This is a genomic window from Dyella sp. 01L423 (assembly GCF_056399945.1).
Map to the genome: position 1 here is coordinate 83,201 of NZ_JBFTSI010000006.1, position 15,466 is coordinate 98,666.

14 protein-coding genes and 1 riboswitch are annotated in these 15,466 nt (G+C 64.9%); of the genes, 2 read left to right on the top strand and 12 right to left on the bottom strand.

Annotated features, from left to right (window positions below; all coding sequences use genetic code 11):
- Positions 1 to 2: 2 nt before the first annotated feature.
- The 11 genes from AC1DMY_RS16645 to crcB all read right to left on the bottom strand — a co-directional run bounded on the left by AC1DMY_RS16645 (position 3) and on the right by crcB (position 10,752).
- Complete coding sequence (locus tag AC1DMY_RS16645; RefSeq protein ID WP_082121068.1) at positions 3 to 446, bottom strand: DMT family transporter; 444 nt, start codon at positions 444 to 446, stop codon at positions 3 to 5.
- A 3-nt stretch (positions 447 to 449) separates the two neighbouring features.
- Positions 450 to 812, bottom strand: a complete 363-nt coding sequence (locus AC1DMY_RS16650) for an EamA family transporter (protein WP_477165996.1) — start codon at positions 810 to 812, stop codon at positions 450 to 452.
- 9 nt (positions 813 to 821) lie between these two features.
- A complete protein-coding gene (locus AC1DMY_RS16655) occupies positions 822 to 1,661 on the bottom strand; it encodes an alpha/beta hydrolase (RefSeq protein WP_477165997.1) in 840 nt (279 codons plus the stop codon).
- Positions 1,662 to 1,827: 166 nt separating this feature from the next.
- The gene (locus AC1DMY_RS16660; protein ID WP_477165998.1) at positions 1,828 to 2,343 is read right to left on the bottom strand and encodes a hypothetical protein; all 516 of its coding nucleotides are present in this window, start codon (positions 2,341 to 2,343) and stop codon (positions 1,828 to 1,830) included.
- A 110-nt stretch (positions 2,344 to 2,453) separates the two neighbouring features.
- Positions 2,454 to 3,869 (bottom strand): M16 family metallopeptidase, encoded by a 1,416-nt coding sequence (locus AC1DMY_RS16665; RefSeq protein WP_477165999.1) that lies wholly within the window; start codon positions 3,867 to 3,869, stop codon positions 2,454 to 2,456.
- A 14-nt stretch (positions 3,870 to 3,883) separates the two neighbouring features.
- Positions 3,884 to 5,275, bottom strand: a complete 1,392-nt coding sequence (locus AC1DMY_RS16670) for a M16 family metallopeptidase (protein ID WP_477166000.1) — start codon at positions 5,273 to 5,275, stop codon at positions 3,884 to 3,886.
- 122 nt (positions 5,276 to 5,397) lie between these two features.
- Positions 5,398 to 7,635, bottom strand: coding sequence for a DNA topoisomerase IV subunit A (parC, locus tag AC1DMY_RS16675; protein ID WP_477166001.1), 2,238 nt, complete (start codon positions 7,633 to 7,635; stop codon positions 5,398 to 5,400).
- A 229-nt stretch (positions 7,636 to 7,864) separates the two neighbouring features.
- On the bottom strand, positions 7,865 to 8,740 hold the full coding sequence (locus AC1DMY_RS16680) for a TraB/GumN family protein (protein WP_477166002.1): 876 nt from the start codon (positions 8,738 to 8,740) through the stop codon (positions 7,865 to 7,867).
- A 106-nt stretch (positions 8,741 to 8,846) separates the two neighbouring features.
- Entirely contained in the window at positions 8,847 to 9,965 is a 1,119-nt protein-coding gene (gene cfa, locus AC1DMY_RS16685; RefSeq protein WP_477166003.1) for a cyclopropane fatty acyl phospholipid synthase, read from the bottom strand.
- A gap of 50 nt (positions 9,966 to 10,015) precedes the next feature.
- A complete protein-coding gene (locus tag AC1DMY_RS16690) occupies positions 10,016 to 10,360 on the bottom strand; it encodes a DUF190 domain-containing protein (RefSeq protein ID WP_477166004.1) in 345 nt (114 codons plus the stop codon).
- Between the two features lie 8 nt (positions 10,361 to 10,368).
- Positions 10,369 to 10,752 (bottom strand): fluoride efflux transporter CrcB, encoded by a 384-nt coding sequence (gene crcB, locus AC1DMY_RS16695; RefSeq protein ID WP_477166005.1) that lies wholly within the window; start codon positions 10,750 to 10,752, stop codon positions 10,369 to 10,371.
- Between the two features lie 73 nt (positions 10,753 to 10,825).
- Positions 10,826 to 10,907: riboswitch (Fluoride riboswitch) on the bottom strand.
- 91 nt (positions 10,908 to 10,998) lie between these two features.
- On the opposite strand from crcB, the gene AC1DMY_RS16700 reads away from it, so the two are divergent.
- Entirely contained in the window at positions 10,999 to 12,267 is a 1,269-nt protein-coding gene (locus tag AC1DMY_RS16700; RefSeq protein WP_477166006.1) for a multidrug effflux MFS transporter, read from the top strand.
- A gap of 43 nt (positions 12,268 to 12,310) precedes the next feature.
- Here AC1DMY_RS16700 and AC1DMY_RS16705 read toward each other — a convergent pair whose 3' ends face one another.
- Positions 12,311 to 14,323 carry a S1 family peptidase gene (locus AC1DMY_RS16705; protein ID WP_477166007.1) on the bottom strand — a complete coding sequence of 671 codons (2,013 nt, stop codon included), beginning with the start codon at positions 14,321 to 14,323 and terminating at the stop codon, positions 12,311 to 12,313.
- A 220-nt stretch (positions 14,324 to 14,543) separates the two neighbouring features.
- On the opposite strand from AC1DMY_RS16705, the gene AC1DMY_RS16710 reads away from it, so the two are divergent.
- The gene (locus tag AC1DMY_RS16710) at positions 14,544 to 15,422 is read left to right on the top strand and encodes a pseudouridine synthase (protein ID WP_477166008.1); all 879 of its coding nucleotides are present in this window, start codon (positions 14,544 to 14,546) and stop codon (positions 15,420 to 15,422) included.
- The last annotated feature ends 44 nt before the right edge of the window (positions 15,423 to 15,466 follow it).

Below are 15,466 nucleotides of genomic sequence, written 5' to 3' on the forward strand. Positions count from 1 at the left end.
GCTCAGTCGCCGGCCGCGACGCCGAGCGCGCCTTTCGCTTCGGTCGGCGCATCGCCTTCCGGATGCGCGCCGCTTTCCGCGAACGCCAGGCAGATGATGCCGGCCACGATGGCGACGGCGCCGATGATGCGTGACGCGGTCAGAGGCTCGTGGAACAGCCACACGGAGAACAGCATCACGCTCACCACTTCAAGATGCGTGACGGCAAACGCAGGGCCGATCGGCGCGTGCTTGAGCAGGGTCATCCAGGTGAAGAAGTTGCCGACGTAGCCGATCACCGCGACATAGATCCACGGATGGCCAAACACGCGCACGATCCATGCCCAGTTCGCTTCGGGCGGGAAGGCGTGATCGCCGGCGTACTTGAAACTCAGCTGCACCAGCGTGTCGAACAACACCAGGATGGTGAAGCCGATGGCGTAGAAACGGGCTAGCTTCATCGACATGTCTCAGCCTCCGGCCATGCCGACAATGGCCACGCCCGCGGTCACCAGCAGCATGCCGGTCACGCGCAGCGGCGTCAGTTTTTCTTTGAACAGGATCCGGCCGGCGATCATCACCACCACGATGTTGATCGAGCCCAGCAGCACGCCTTGCGAAAGATCGACCAGCGACAGGAAGGCGATCCAGACCAGGAATTCGGCCACGTAGGACAGCACGCCGATCCAGATCCACGGACGCGCCGCCATGTATTTCCAACGCGCAACGCCGTCACCCGCTCGCGGGTCGCCGGCCGCTGCCTTGAAGGACAGCTGGCCGACGGTATCGAGCGTGACGTTGAGCAGCCACAACGCGACGACCAGGGGACTCATGGGGAGTCCTCAGGCCGCAGCGCGCGCGACGGGTTCGTAGGTGGCGGCGATCTGGCGGAAGAATTCCGCCGAGCGGTCGGTCAGCAGGCGACGTTCCCGGTCCACCGTGATCATGTGGTAGCTGTCCTTCAGCCACAGCGTTTCCACCGGGCCGGACACGCCGCGCTGCACGAGATAGGCGTTCTCGATGCTGGCGATGTCGTCTTCGGTGGCATGGGCGATCAGGCAGGGCGCGGTCACCTTGGGGAGGTCGCGCTTCACCACGGCGGCCATGTTGTACATCTCGCCGAGCGACGGCCATGGGTTGCCGGGCAGGCCGGCAGCGGCGCTGTCGCCGCTCAGCATGGCGCTGCTGATCTGCGCGCGCAGGCGCTCGTCACGGATGCCGTACGGTTCACCCTCGTGCACCATGCGGTGCTTGCCGATGCCGAAGCGGTGCAGGAAGGGCAGCAGGAAGGAGAACTTGCCGATCCACGGAATCGCCCAGCCGTCATAGCGGAAGGTGGCGCCGTAGACGCCCACGCCCTTGACCCATTCCGGACGCTCGGCGGCCAGCTTGAGCGCCAGCACGGCGCCCATCGACAGGCCGGCCACGAACAGGTGATCCACCTCGTGGCGGAATTTGTCGGCGGCAGCTTCCACGCTGGCATACCACTCGCGCCAGCCGGTCTTCAGCAGGTCGTCGACGTCGCCGCAATGGCCCGCCAACTGCATGCCGTACACCGTGTAACCCGCGCGATTGAGGCCCTTGCCGAGCAGTCGCATCTCGGTCGGCGTGCCGGTCAGGCCATGAATGAGCAGCACACCGCTGCGACCGCCTTCATAGCGGAACTCGACGTCTTGAATCACTGGGGAGCTCCGCAGCAGCCAATCGGGGAAATCCGGGGCATGCGCCACGCGGAAAGATGACAGTAAATCATGGGGTCAGTCTGACCACCGACCCTTTCCAAGAACTTTCGACCCCTGCGGCCCCGTGGCGGGGCCGAATGCCAGTGCAGGCAGGGCCTTCCGGCGCTCAGCGGCCGAAGTGGCCCTGGGTGCCGCCCACCGAGATGCTCATGCCGCCGGTCGGGTGCTCGCAGCTGCCGAAAGCCTGGCTCAGCGTGACGCCGCCGCCGGTGTAGTTGCCGCTGAAGTGGTTGCCGGCAACCACGCCCGTGGTGACCGAGCCATGTACCTGCGGCTGGTTGTAGGTGGCGTCGTCGCAGGTCACCGCCGGAGCAACGCCGACGGCTGCCTGGGTGTCGCCCATCGCGCCGCTGGTGTCGCCGTAGTAAGTCCCCGGCGGATCCTTGGTGTAGCTGCCGTTCTGGCTCGCGGCCTGCGCGGTGGCGTTGCCGTTGGGCTTGGCCGTCTGGCCGCTGCTGTTGGCCACCGTGGTGGCCGGCGGTGGTGGCGGTGCCGCGCTGGCGCTGGCGGCGGGAAGATTGGCCGGCAGCTTCAGGTTCAGCGACTGGTCGGCGTTCTGTGCCCAGGCCGTGGCTGCCAGCAGCGTGGCGGCGGCGAAAACGGTGGTGCGGACGATCTTCATGGAAAAACTCCGGGGACGTGAGGCCTATAACGCGCCACCGTCGCCGGTGTGGACACGCCTCCCTTGGACGACGCGCGGCGACGGGAGTTCCCGCCGCCACGCGGGGTTGCTCAAGGCTGATAAGGCGTAAAGCTGCCGATCGGCTTCAACTGCGGATCGATCGCTTTGGGGTCGCCCACCAGGATGATGCTCTGTTTCTCCGGCGCAAAGTACTTCCGTCCCATCGCCTGCACCTGCTCGGCGGTGACCTTGCCGGTGTCGGTCACGTAGGTGGTCATGAACGACGGCGGCATGCCGCTCACCCAGTAGCGCGCCAGCGTGTTGGCCAGGGCGGACTGGATCTGGTTGCGCAGCAGGTAGATGCCGGCGATCAGGCGCTTGGCGCGCATCAGCTCTTCGGGACTGGCCGGCTCGGTGCCCATGCCTTGGTAGAGCTTGGACAGTTCGCCCAGCGTGGCGCCGGTGACTTCGTTGCGCACATCCACCACGGCGAGCGTGTTGCCGCCGTTGCGGCGCACATCCAGCGTGGAATAGGGGCTGTACGAATAGCCCTTGTCCTCGCGGATGTCCTGCGTGATGCGGCTGCTGAAGCCACCGCCGAGCACGGTGTTGGCCACGGTGAGCGGGATGAAGTCCGGATCGCGCATGGGCGCCGTGGGCTGGCCAAATCGGATATTGGTCTGCACCGCGCCAGCGCGCGCCACCAGCAACTTCTGCGCAGGCACATTGGCGGGCACCTGGGCCACGTTGGCAGGCGCGGGTCCTTGTGCCTTCCAGCTGCCGAACTGTTGCTCGACTGTCTTGAGCACTTGATCCGCATCGACCTTGCCGACCACCACCAGCAGTGCCCGTTCCGGCCGCATGCGTTGATCGTGCAACTGGTGCAGCGACTCGGGCGTGACCGCCTGGATGCTTGCCTCGGTGAGCTCGTCACGGGCATACGGATGATTGCCGTAGACCGCGTGGTTGAACGCGCGCATCGACTGCCAGTCAGGGTCGGCCTCATTGACCTTCAACGACTGCAGTGCGTTGGTTTTCTCCAGGGTGACTTCCTTGGAGGGGAAGCTCGGATGCAGCGCCGTGTCGGCCACCAGTTCGAGCAGTTCATCCGAATGGCTGGCCAGGGCGCTTGCGCTGACGCCAATGGAATCGCGCCCTGCGTTGGCGCCGTAATCACCGCCGATGGCTTGCAGCTGTTCGGCGATCTGCTTGGAGCTGAGCTTGTCGGTGCCTTCGTTGAACAAGGCGGCCATCAGCTCGGCCTGGGCCGGATGCTGCGCGTCGTCGTATGAAGTGCCGCCGAGCACCGCCAGCTGCACGTTCACCTTGGGCAGGCCGTTGCGCGGAATCACCCACACGGTGAGGCCATTGGGCAAGGTGCGCTGCGTGATCTGCGGCACCGGCAGCGGTCGCTCAGGGCCGTAGGGCGGCAGTTCCTTGGGCATGGGCGCTTCGGCCGCGTGCGCGGTCATGGCGATGCCGAGGGCGGCTGCGAGCAGGGATGCTTTCAGAGTCGTCGTGATCATGGCCTTCGCTCTCCTTAGTGCTTGGCCGGCTTGGCGCCGGCGTCCTTGCCGTGGGTCGCCACCGGGCGGCGGATGATCACGCTGCGATTGGCGTCGGTGAGATAGGTCTGTGCCACGCGGCGTACGTCATCGGCCGTCACCTGGTTGATCCAGCCGGGCACTTGATTCACCACGTTGGCGTCGCCCCACAGAGTCTGCAGCTTGGCCAGCGTGTCGGCGCGGGAGAGGAAATCCTCCATGCCGCCGTACCAGTCCGATAGCATCTTGGTTTTCACACGCGCCAGCGTGGCGTCATCGACACCATCATGGGCGACCTTGGCGATTTCCTCGTTGAGCGCAGCCAGCACCTGGTCGGGCTGGGCGTTGGGCTTGTAGATGGCAAACAGGCCAAACAAGGTGGGGCCCGCGTAATCGGTGCCGCTGCCGAGCGCGAAGTTCACGCCGCCCTGGATCTGCAGCAGCTGTTCGCGTCCCTTCACCAGACCCTGGTAGAAGCGCGATGCGTCATCGCCTATCAGCAACTGGGCCAGCACCAGCATGGGCATCTGGTCTTTGCTGCCGCGATCGGGCGCTTTCCAGCCCACGGCAATGGCCGGTGCCTTCGCCAACGCGTCGGTCTGTTCGAGGTGGCGGCCTTTGCTATTCAGCGGTTCGGAAACGTCCGCAGGAGCGGGAAGTGGCCGAGCCGGAATCGCGCCGAAGTATTTTTGCGCCAGCGCGAAGGCCTGCTCGGGCGTGACGTCGCCGGAGATGCCAAGCACTGCATTGGCGGGCTGGTAGAACGTGTCGTGGAAGGCCTTCACGTCGGCGATGCTGGCGTGGTCGAGATCGTCGAACGAGCCGTAACCGTCGTGCTTGTTGGCCCATTTGTCGAAGGCCAGCGCGTCCAGGTCGGTCCAGAAGAACAGGCCGTAAGGCTGGTTCTTCACGTTGACGCGGATTTCTTCCTTCACCACGTTGCGCTGGTTGTCGAGATTCTTTTCGCTGAAATCCAGCGTCTTCATGCGGTCCGCTTCAATCCACAGCAGCGGTTCCAACGCGGAGATCGGCGCGGAGGCGATGTAGTTGGTGTAGTCGGCGCGCGTGGATCCGTTGAAGACGCCACCGCCGCCCTGGATGACCCGATCGAACGTGCCCTTGGGTGCATTGGGCGTGCCTTCGAACATCAGGTGTTCGAACAGATGCGCAAAGCCGGTGCGGTTCTGCGGCTCCAGCCGCATGCCCACGTGGTAGACCGTACTGATGCCTACGGTGGGTGAACTATGGTCTTCGGAAACGACGACGGTGAGGCCGTTGTCCAGCTTCTTCACGGCCACCGGCACCTGCCAGTGATCGGTATCCGCGGCGTGAGCCGTTACTGCGAACAACAGGCCGGCGATGAGCGCCGGCAGTCGTGACGTACGCATGAACCATCCTTGTGCTACGGCGGGAGCACACTGGATACGGCCCAGGCGGGGCGTCCGTCAACATGAAGGATGGTCTAGGGGCCGGCAAACAACAGTGTGGGAGGAAGGATGGAAGGGTTGGATCAGCCCGTCGTCTCGATCCGCTCCACCCGCCGCAGGCCCTGCGGCAGCAGGCCGCCGCGGGTGGCGCGGTTGCCGCCGTACTCGACCAGGTTCGACCACTTCAGCGTGAGCTTGCGCTGGCCGGCATAGAGCGTCACTTCGCCCTTGCCTTCGGTGACCACGGCCACGCCGACGACCTTCACGCCTGCGCTCAACTTGGCCTTGGGCACGTCGATCAGCTTGTTGCCCTTGCCCTTGTCGAGCTCCGGCAACTCGGCCACCGAGAACATCAGCAGATGACCTTCGGTGGTGACGACGACGATGCGGTCGCGTGCCGGATCGGCGCTGATCTGCGGCGCCAGCACCTTGGCGCCATCGCCCAGGGTAATGATCTGCTTGCCCGCCTTGTTGCGGCCGGTGAGCGCCTCGAAGCGCGTCACGAAGCCGTAGCCGTGGTCGGTGGCCAGGATCAGGCGCGTGTCGTTGTCGCCGGCGGCGAGCGCGTCGAAGCTGGCGCCCGAGGGCGGGCTGAAGCGACCGGTGACCGGCTCGCCGTTGCCGCGTGCCGAGGGCAGCGTGTGCGCTGCCATGGAATAGCTGCGACCGGTGGAGTCGATCACCGCGACTTGCTGCGTGGTGCGCGCCTTTACCGCGGCGAGCAGGCTGTCGCCTTCGCGATAGTTGAGGCCGTCTGCGTCGACGTCGTGGCCCTTGGCGGCGCGGATCCAGCCCTTGGCGCTCAGCACCACGGTGACCGGTTCGCTGGCGACCAGTGCGCTTTCATCGAGCGCCTGCGCGGCATTGCGCTGCACCAGCGGCGAGCGGCGGTCGTCGCCGAACTTGGCGGCGTCGGCGCGCAGTTCTTCCTTGATCAAACCCTTGAGCTTGGCGGGCGACTTCAGCAGGACGTTGATGCGTGCGCGTTCTTCTTCGAGCTGATCGCGCTCGGCATTGATCTTCATTTCCTCGAGGCGCGCCAGTTGGCGCAGCTTGGTCTCGAGGATGTAGTCGGTCTGTTCGTCGCTGAGGCCAAAGCGCGCCATCAGCACCGGCTTGGGTTCGTCCTCGGTACGGACGATGCGGATTACTTCGTCCAGGTTGAGGTAGGCGATGCGCAAGCCTTCCAACAGGTGCAGGCGACGCTCGACCTTGGCCAGGCGATGGTTGAGGCGGCGCGTCACCGTATCGGTGCGGAAATGCAGCCACTCGCTGAGGATCCGCTTGAGATCCTTCACCTGCGGACGGCCGTCCAAACCGATCATGTTGAGATTGATGCGGAAGCTCTTCTCCATGTCCGTGGTAGCGAACAGGTGCTGCATCACCTCGGCGGCGTCGATGCGGTTGGAACGCGGCACCACCACCAGGCGGATCGGATTCTCGTGATCGGATTCGTCGCGCAGGTCTTCCACCATCGGCAGTTTCTTCGCGCGCATCTGCGCGGCGATCTGCTCGAGGATCTTGGACGGGCTGACCTGGTGCGGCAGCGCGGTGATGACGATGTTGCCCTCGTCCATGTGGTACACGGCGCGGGCGCGCACCGAGCCGATGCCGTTCTGGTACATCGCCAGCAGTTCGTTGCGGGGCGTGATGATTTCCGCTTCGGTCGGATAGTCCGGGCCCTGGATGTGTTCGCACAGGTCGGCGACGGTGGCGTCCGGATCATCCAGCAGGCGGATGCACGCGCTCACCACTTCGCGCAGATTGTGCGGCGGAATATCGGTGGCCATGCCCACGGCGATGCCCATCGAACCGTTGAGCAGCACATGCGGCACGCGCGAGGGCAGCCAGCTGGGTTCTTCCAGCGTGCCGTCGAAGTTCGGCACCCAGTCCACCGTGCCCTGGCCGAGTTCGCCCAACAGGGCCTCGGCGATCGGGCTCAGGCGCGACTCGGTGTAGCGCATGGCCGCGAAGCTTTTCGGATCGTCCGGCGAGCCGAAGTTGCCCTGGCCGTCCACCAGCGGATAGCGGTACGAGAACGGCTGCGCCATCAGCACCATCGCCTCGTAGCACGAGGTATCGCCGTGCGGATGGAACTTGCCGATCACATCGCCGATCGTGCGGGCCGACTTCTTGGGCTTGGACGAAGCCGCCAGGCCCAGCTCGCTCATGGCGTAGACGATGCGACGCTGCACCGGCTTCAGGCCGTCGCCCACGAAGGGCAGGGCGCGATCCAGCACCACGTACATGGAATAGTCGAGGTAAGCCCGCTCGGCGTATTCCTTGAGCGGGATCTGTTCGAAATTGGCTTGCAAATTCATGGGTTTGCGTCGTTGGGCTGCACGCAGAGGGCGCGCTTAACCGGACGATGGTGCCAGAAAGGGGGACCAGCCGGCGAGGGGTGATAGGCGCCGCCCTGTGGGAGCGCACCCTGTGCGCGACAGGCGACGGAGCGATGAAGCCGAGCGGCGGGTCCGCGAAAGCCGGCCATTGAGGGTGGGCGAGGCGTGGCAGTCGCGCACAGGGTGCGCTCCCACAGGGAGGGGCCGGTCAGTTCTGAATGCGTGTGGTCTTGATGCCCAGCTTGCGCAACTGCTCCTGCAAGCTGTCCGGCCCGGCCAGATGCCCCGCGCCCACGGCGACAAAACTCACGCCCGGCTGCTGCATGCGCTCGGCGATGGTCTTGGCCCAGGCCTGATTACGCTCGACGATCAGCGTCTGGTAGAGCATCGGGCTGTCCTTGCGCAGGTCTTCGTCCTCGATCCTGGCGATCGCGTCGGTGTCGCCGTTGCGCCAGGCATCGATCAGCTCGTGCAGCTTGGACGGGCCGTCAGCCACGTCCTTGAAGGACTGGCGCAGGAATTCCAGCTGCATTGCCTCGGGCAGGTCGGCCAGCATGCGGATCTGCTTCTCCGCGGTTTCCAGCCCGTCGATGGGTTTGCCGGCCTGCTGCATGCGCGCCTTGAGCAGCTTGTCCACGCCCTCGTTCGGGTCGAGTCCGGCCTGCATCAGTGGCGCCATGGTGAGCGTGAGCGCCGCCAGCCAGGGGCGCATTTGCTGCAACGCGTCGACACCTCCGGGCAGCTTGGCCGCTTCGGCTGCCTTCTCCAGTTCGCCCCGATCCCTCTCGTCGAGTTTGCTGGTCAGCAGCTCGCTCTGGTCGACGCCGTGCTGCATCAGCAGGCCTTGCATGGACGCCGAATCGTCGTCGACCACCTCGATGCTCAGGCGCTGGCTCTCGTCCAGTGCCTTGTCCAGCGCAGCGGACTGCCAGTGGGTGTCCGAAGGCAGCAGGTGCACGGTGCCGAACAGATAGACGGTGGCGTGCTCGTTCTTGGCCACCCACAGGCCGGGCTGGGCCACCGCGACCGAGACGAGCAACAGGTTGAGGGCCAGGGCGGCCGCGTATCGTCGAAGCAGTTTCAAAGGGAAATCCCGAATCAGGGGCTGACCACGTGTCGTAGCGGGCCATGGCTATCCGGCCCGCTGATATGCGCACTATCGTGCTCGAACTAGCTTGCTGCAAGCATTCTCAGCGTGGCACACGGTAACCGCCAGGCACGCCGTGCGGGCTGAGCGTGAGCTGCCACAGCTGGTCGCGGCGGCTGCGGAACACCGCGGCCGAGACGGACAGGTAGAAGCGCCACATGCGGCGGAAGCGATCATCGTAGTTGGCGGCCAGCTGCGGCCACGCTGCATCGAAATTGGCCCGCCACGCCGACAACGTGAGGTCGTAGTCGGTGCCGAAGTTGTGCCAGTCCTCCACTACGAACAGATTCTGCAGCGCCTCTGTCACCTGGCTGGCGGCGGGGATCATCGAGTTGGGGAAGATGTATTTCTCGATCCACGGATCGGGCCGGCTGGGCGAGCCGTTGCTGCCGATGGAATGCAGCACGAACAGGCCGTCGTCGTGCAGGCAGCGGCGCGCGATCTCGAAGTAGGTGCGGTAGTTGAGCGCGCCCACGTGTTCGAACATGCCGATTGAAAAGACCGCGTCGAACGGTTCGTTGATCTCGCGATAGTCCTGCAGGCGGATATCGATCGGCAGGCCTTTGCAAAGCTCGCGCGCGTACGCCGCCTGTTCCTTGGAAACAGTGACGCCCACGCCCTGTACGCCATAGCGTTCCGCGGCGAACTTCAGCGCCTCGCCCCAGCCGCAGCCGATGTCCAGCACACGCTGCCCGGGCTGCAGGCGCAGCTTGCGGCAGATCAGGTCGAGCTTGGCTTCCTGCGCATCGTCGAGGTTGTTCGCCTGCGCCCAGTAACCGCACGAATACACCATCCGCTTGCCGAGCATGGCCTGGAACAAGTCGTTGCCCAGGTCGTAGTGCACGCGGCCGATGTCGAACGCGTGGTCGCCACGCTGCAGGTTGACGAAGCGCGCCTTCAGATGCGCGAGCAGCGTGTCCAGGGACTTCAGTTCGGTGTCCAGCTGCGCGCCGAGCACCCGCGTGAACAGGCCGGGCAGGTCTTCGCTGTCCCACCAGCCGTCCATATAGCTTTCGCCAAGGCCCAGCGATCCGTGCGAAAACACGCGTGCGTAGAGTCGTTCGTCGTGCACCCGCATGTCGGTAGGGCGCGAACCGTCGAGAAGAATGCCGGCGTGTTCGAGCAAACTGGCGGCGCGTACCTTCAATGAATCCTGACTCATGCGGTCCTCGTATGCCATGGTGACGAGAAGGGCAGGATGGCGCCGCCTGATCAGCGGGAGTGCGGCGTCCTGCCTAGTATCCCAAAGCTTGCAGGAGCAATTGCAAAGACTGCGTCGACGCCGCTTTCGCGGACCGTTTGCAGCAGCGCCTGCGACTGCGCCTCGCTGAGCAGGAATTCCACCTTGATGGCGAGGTCGTCGGCCAGTTCGAAGAACTGTTCTTCGCGCAGCACGCCGTGCCTGCCGAAGCCGCAGATGGCGCGAAACGCCGAACCGCCCCCGATGCCGTGGCTGCGGGCGTGTTCGAGCAACCATTCGTAGACCAGTTTGCCGTCGTGGTGGGCGCGGGTATGGGTGTAGAAGCTGAGCTGGACGCCTTGCTGCTGGGTTTCCATGGAGCCTCCTAGCGCAATACGGCGCGGGTGAGGGCGATACCGGCAATGGTCAATGCGATCGAGCCGACCAGATGCAGGGCCATGTGGCCGCCGAACCATAGGTACTGCTGACGCAGCAGCAGCGTGGTCGATTCGGCCGAGAAGGTGGAAAAGGTGGTCAGCCCGCCCAGGAAGCCGGTGGCGACGAACAGGCGAAGCTCGGGCGGCAAGGTCTGGAAGTGATCGAAGATGCCCAGCACCACGCCCATCAGCAGGCCGCCGATCAGGTTGGCGGCGAGCGTGCCCAGTTGTACGGTGGGAAAGATGGGGTTGAGCACGACGCCAAGCATCCAGCGCAGCCAGCAACCCAGCACGCCTCCTACGCCGACGGCGATAAAACCGGTAAAGCCCACGTTGTCGTCTCCTTCTGAAGAACTTCGGAAGGACTCCCCGGATACAGGCACACGCCTGCGCCCCGGAAAATCCGGCGGTGCAGGCATCATCAACCCGAAGGTGGTTCGCCGCGGAGCAAGCCGGCAGCAGGAGGCATGCCATCTCCTTGTGCCATTTATCCTAGCCCATGATCCCTCGAACGTCATGGATCAGCCGCGCGAAGGGCACCGCTATACTCGGCTCTTCTCGCCCGCCGTGCCACGCCCATGACCCCCATCCCGCGCCCTGTCCGGCGCAGCCTGCCGTTGTTGCTGGCGGGCTTGTCGATGATCGGCCCGTTTTCGATCGATGCCGTCTTCCCGGCGTTTCCGTTGATCGGCGCGCGCTTTGGCGTGGACAGCACCGGCTTGCAGCAGATGATCAGCATGTACCTGATCACCTATGCGGCGATGAGCCTGTTCCATGGCGCGATCTCCGATGCGATCGGGCGCAAGCCGGTGATCGTGGCAGGCATGCTGGTCTATGCGCTGGCGTCCGCGGGCGCGGCGCTGTCGACCTCTTACGTGATGCTGCTGAGCTGTCGCGCGCTGCAGGGCGCGTGCGCCGGTGCGGGCCTGGTGGTGGGCCGCGCGATCGTGCGCGACAGCCTGGAAGGGCCGGCGGCGCAGCAGATGATGTCGCGCGTGATGATGATCTTCAGCATCGCGCCGGTGATCGCGCCGATCGTGGGCGCGCAGTTGCTCTTCCTCAACGGCTGGCACGGCATCTTCTGGGTGCTGATGGGTTTCACGCTGGTGCTGGCGGCGGCCTTGGCGCTGTTCCTCGACGAAACCCATCCGGTGGCGGCGCGCACGCCGTTTCGCGCGGGTACGCTGGTGCGCGGCTACATCAATTTCGGCAAGGACCGGCCGTTCTGGCCGCTGCTGATTTCCTGTTCGGTGAATTTTGCCGGGCTGTTTTTGTACATCTCTTCGGCGCCGCACATCATTCGCGATCTGCTGCATCTGTCCGCGCAGGGTTTTCCGTGGCTGTTCCTGCCGACGGTGGCCGGCCTGATGGCCGGTGCCTGGATGTCCGGACGACTCGCCCATCGCCGCAGCGCGGCGTACACGGTCAACCTCGGCTACGGCTCGATGCTGCTCGCGTGCGGGCTGCATCTGTTGATTGCGCTAGTCACCACTGAGCCGGTTTTGCCGTGGTCGATGCTGCCGCTGGTCCTGCACGGCATCGGCGTGCAGCTGGCGTTTCCCACGCTCACGCTGTTGCTGCTGGACCGCTTTCCGCATCGACGCGGCGGCGCTTCGTCGGTGCAGGCGTTCGGCAGCCTGATGATGTGCGCGGTGGTCGCCGGCGTGCTGTCGCCGCTGCTGTCCGGCCACATGGTGTATCTGGCGCTGGGCGCCAGTGCGCTGACGGTGACCGGCTGGCTTGCGTGGCGTTGGTACCGGCATCTGACCAGCCAGCCGCGCGTACCGCATACCAGCGCGGCCGAGGTCGAGGTGGAGATGCAGACGGAAATCACCGAGCCGCGTTGAGCGGCGGGGAAGACGGCGCGGGACTGAGCCCGCGCCTGGCCGCTCAGTGTTCGTTGACCTGCAGCTTCTCCAGCAGGAGGTTGAGCTTGCCCTTCATGGCGTCCTCGGGGCGAGGGCCGTCCACGCCATAGAACGCGGTGTACAGCACCGCCGGCTTGGCCTCGCTGCTGGTCTTGGTGCCGCCCACGGTGCCGATATAGGTCATGTCGTTTTCGCTGTACGGCACGCCGTCGTCCGGGTGATCGCGATGGACGATCTTGCCCCAGTGGTTGCGGAAGCTGTCGTCCAGGTCGTCGGTGGGGGCCACGTGGCGGTTCACCATCACATGCTCGGCATTCTCCACGTTGGACTTCACTTCGACCTTGGAGACATCCCACACCGTCTTGCCTTGATCCTGGAAGTAGGACATGCCCAGCACGAGCTGGCTGTCCGGATCGATCTTCTGCAGCGAAGGCGTATAGGCGAAGCCCAGACGCTTGGACTGATACTTGAAGTCGTCGCCATAGTCGAAGCGGATGGCGATGTCGGACAGCACGCTGGGCAACAGCTCGGTATGGGCCAGGAATTCCTTCCATTGCGCCAACGTGCCGCTATAGGAGACGTCGACGAAGTTGGCCAGTTGCGTCATGTCGGCCATGTCTTCGTGCTCGGTGCGGTTTTCGGTGACCCGCCCCATCGCCGCATAACCGTCGGGCACCGGCAGCAGGAAGACGATCACCAACTGGCTGTCGTACGCCATCTGCCATTCGCGTATCTGCCAGCGGCGCTGGTAGGCGTCGGTATAGCTGCGCTCCAGCGACGGTGCGCCCAGCGAGGTGATCTTCACCAGTTCGGAGCCCACGCGCCGCTGCATCGGCGCGCCCTTCAACAAGAGGTCCATGAACAGCTTTGAATCGCCGTAGAACTGCTTGCTGGTGACGTCGTCGGGCTTGCGCAGATGAAACATCACCTGCTGGCCCACCAGGGCACGGCTGATGAAGCCGTTGTGGGGCAGCTGGGCCTTGTTCTCGTTCGCCCGGACGCTGACCCAGTTGCCGTTGCTGTTGCGGTGTAGCAGGGTCGGGAAGGCGCTCAGATCGGAATTGACGTGCAACAACCGGTTCGCGCCCTGGCCGTTGGGGAACAAGGTGGCGGCGTTCTCGGCCAGCAGGTCGTGCAGTTTCTGGTCGACGTCGGCGTTGTGCAGCTTCTGGTAGGTCGCGCTGAAGTCCGCAAAGCTCTTGGGCAGCGGGAATTGCGCCTTGAACGGACCGGTGTGTTTGTCTTCGATCACGTCCAGCTGATAGCTCTCGCGCGTATCGATCTGGCCCAGATTGGCGGGCGCCTTCAGCACCAGATCAATCGGCAGCGCGTAGTTGAGGTTTTCGTCGGGCGACTTCATCACCACCACGCCGATGACCTTGCCGTCCTTGTCCAGCAGCGGACCGCCGCTATTGCCCGGCGAGGCGGCGGCGGAGAAACGCAGCCACTTCCAGCGACCGTCCTGCTCCTCGGGTGTTTGCGAGGTGTACAGGCCGTCGCGGATCACGATGCCGGTGCCCAGTGCATTGCCTACCGCGTAGACCGCTTCGTTCATGACCGGCTGGGTGTTCACCGCCAGCGGCGTCACCTTGGGCGGATCCTTCAGCGAGAACTCCACGAAGTCTTCGTGCAGCGAATAGCGGGTGACCTTGTCGATCGCATAGACATGGCCGCTGGCATCGCGCACGGCCGGCTCGCCCATCAGGCTGTCGATGCCTACCGCGAGCACGTGGCCGGCGGTGACGTAGCGGTTCTCGCCAATCGCAAACGCCGTGCCGACCGAGTAGTACTTGTCGGTGCGCTGCTGGTACGGAAGCTGGTCGAACGGCAGCGGCTTCTCGTAACTCAAGGGGTCGTTCACCGGCTTGGGAATGACTACTTCGAAGGTGGCGCCCTGCACCTGCGGCAGCACGGCCGGATCCAGGGTCGCCGCATGCAGCGACGGCAATGCCAGGCACGCAAGCGCAGCCAGCCACGCCGCGGGACGCCATGCGTGTGGCCTTTTCGATGTGAGCGCGTGCCGAGCCTGATCCATGTGTTGCCTCGTCTGATGATCGGCGCGCTCTGGTGGCGCCATGCCCGGGTGTCAAACCCGTGGGTTGGATGAGTTTATCCAACGGCTCACACGTTGGAACGGTGTACGCCGTAAGCCGTAAGGCCTATCGATGACTTCTCGCCCTGGCGGGGCGACAGCGCTTTCGCCGCAAAATGACCGCAGCAGTTTAAGCTGCCGTTCGTCGATGCGGAGTTGCCCGATGTCCGTTCCTCCCGCTGCCAGCACGGTGCACTTGCCCCAGGGATCATGGGGCACGGTGCTGGACGGACTGTGTGCGCTGTTTCCCCGTATCGAAAGGAGCGTATGGGAGGATCGTTTCGCACGCGGCCGCGTGCTCGACGAGGCCGGGCAACCGCTGGGTGTCGATACGCCGTACCGCGTGGGGCTGTGCGTGCGCTACTTCCGCGAAGTGGCACAGGAAACGCCAATCCCCTTTCACGAAACCTTGTTGCATGTCGACGCCCACCTGGTAGTGGTGGACAAGCCGCACTTTCTGCCGGTGACGCCGGCGGGCGGCTTCGTGGAGCAAACGGTGCTGGCGCGGCTGATCCGGACGCTGGGCAATGCCGATCTGGTGCCGCTGCACCGTATCGACCGGCATACCGCCGGGCTGGTGATGTTCTCGGCCGATCCGGCCAGCCGCGATGCCTATCAGATGCTGTTTCGCCAGCGTCGCATCAGCAAGCGCTACGAAGCCTGGGCGGCGCCGCTGCCTGGGTTGAGCTATCCGCATGTGAGGACATCCCGTATCGCGGCGGGTGAGCCGTTCTTCCGCATGCACGAGGTGGCAGGCGAGCCCAACAGCGAAACGGTCATCGACGTGCTTGAACGGCACCGCGCGCACTGGCGCTATGGGCTGGAACCGGTCACCGGCAAGAAGCATCAGCTGCGGGTGCACATGGCCGCGCTGGGCGCGCCTATCCTGCATGACCCGTTCTATCCGGACCTGCCCGAGCCGCAACCGGACGACCACGCGCGACCGTTGCAGCTGCTGGCCCGTCGCCTGCGCTTCGTCGACCCGATCAGCGGGATGCCGCGCGAGTTCGTCAGCGAGCTGGAACTGCTCTCGCCTGAATGACGGAGCGCGTCGGTTGGTAACATAGGGCGCCCCACCCAAGGACC

Excerpts from the sequence above, each read along its gene's own strand:
- AC1DMY_RS16665 (WP_477165999.1), bottom strand. The coding sequence starts at position 3,869 with ATGATCACGACGACTCTGAAAGCATCCCTGCTCGCAGCCGCCCTCGGC.
- cfa (WP_477166003.1), bottom strand. The coding sequence starts at position 9,965 with ATGAGTCAGGATTCATTGAAGGTACGCGCCGCCAGTTTGCTCGAACAC.
- AC1DMY_RS16690 (WP_477166004.1), bottom strand. The coding sequence starts at position 10,360 with ATGGAAACCCAGCAGCAAGGCGTCCAGCTCAGCTTCTACACCCATACC.
- AC1DMY_RS16705 (WP_477166007.1), bottom strand. The coding sequence starts at position 14,323 with ATGGATCAGGCTCGGCACGCGCTCACATCGAAAAGGCCACACGCATGG.
- AC1DMY_RS16650 (WP_477165996.1), bottom strand. The coding sequence starts at position 812 with ATGAGTCCCCTGGTCGTCGCGTTGTGGCTGCTCAACGTCACGCTCGAT.
- AC1DMY_RS16660 (WP_477165998.1), bottom strand. The coding sequence starts at position 2,343 with ATGAAGATCGTCCGCACCACCGTTTTCGCCGCCGCCACGCTGCTGGCA.
- AC1DMY_RS16710 (WP_477166008.1), top strand. The coding sequence starts at position 14,544 with ATGTCCGTTCCTCCCGCTGCCAGCACGGTGCACTTGCCCCAGGGATCA.
- AC1DMY_RS16645 (WP_082121068.1), bottom strand. The coding sequence starts at position 446 with ATGTCGATGAAGCTAGCCCGTTTCTACGCCATCGGCTTCACCATCCTG.
- parC (WP_477166001.1), bottom strand. The coding sequence starts at position 7,635 with ATGAATTTGCAAGCCAATTTCGAACAGATCCCGCTCAAGGAATACGCC.
- AC1DMY_RS16700 (WP_477166006.1), top strand. The coding sequence starts at position 10,999 with ATGACCCCCATCCCGCGCCCTGTCCGGCGCAGCCTGCCGTTGTTGCTG.
- AC1DMY_RS16670 (WP_477166000.1), bottom strand. The coding sequence starts at position 5,275 with ATGCGTACGTCACGACTGCCGGCGCTCATCGCCGGCCTGTTGTTCGCA.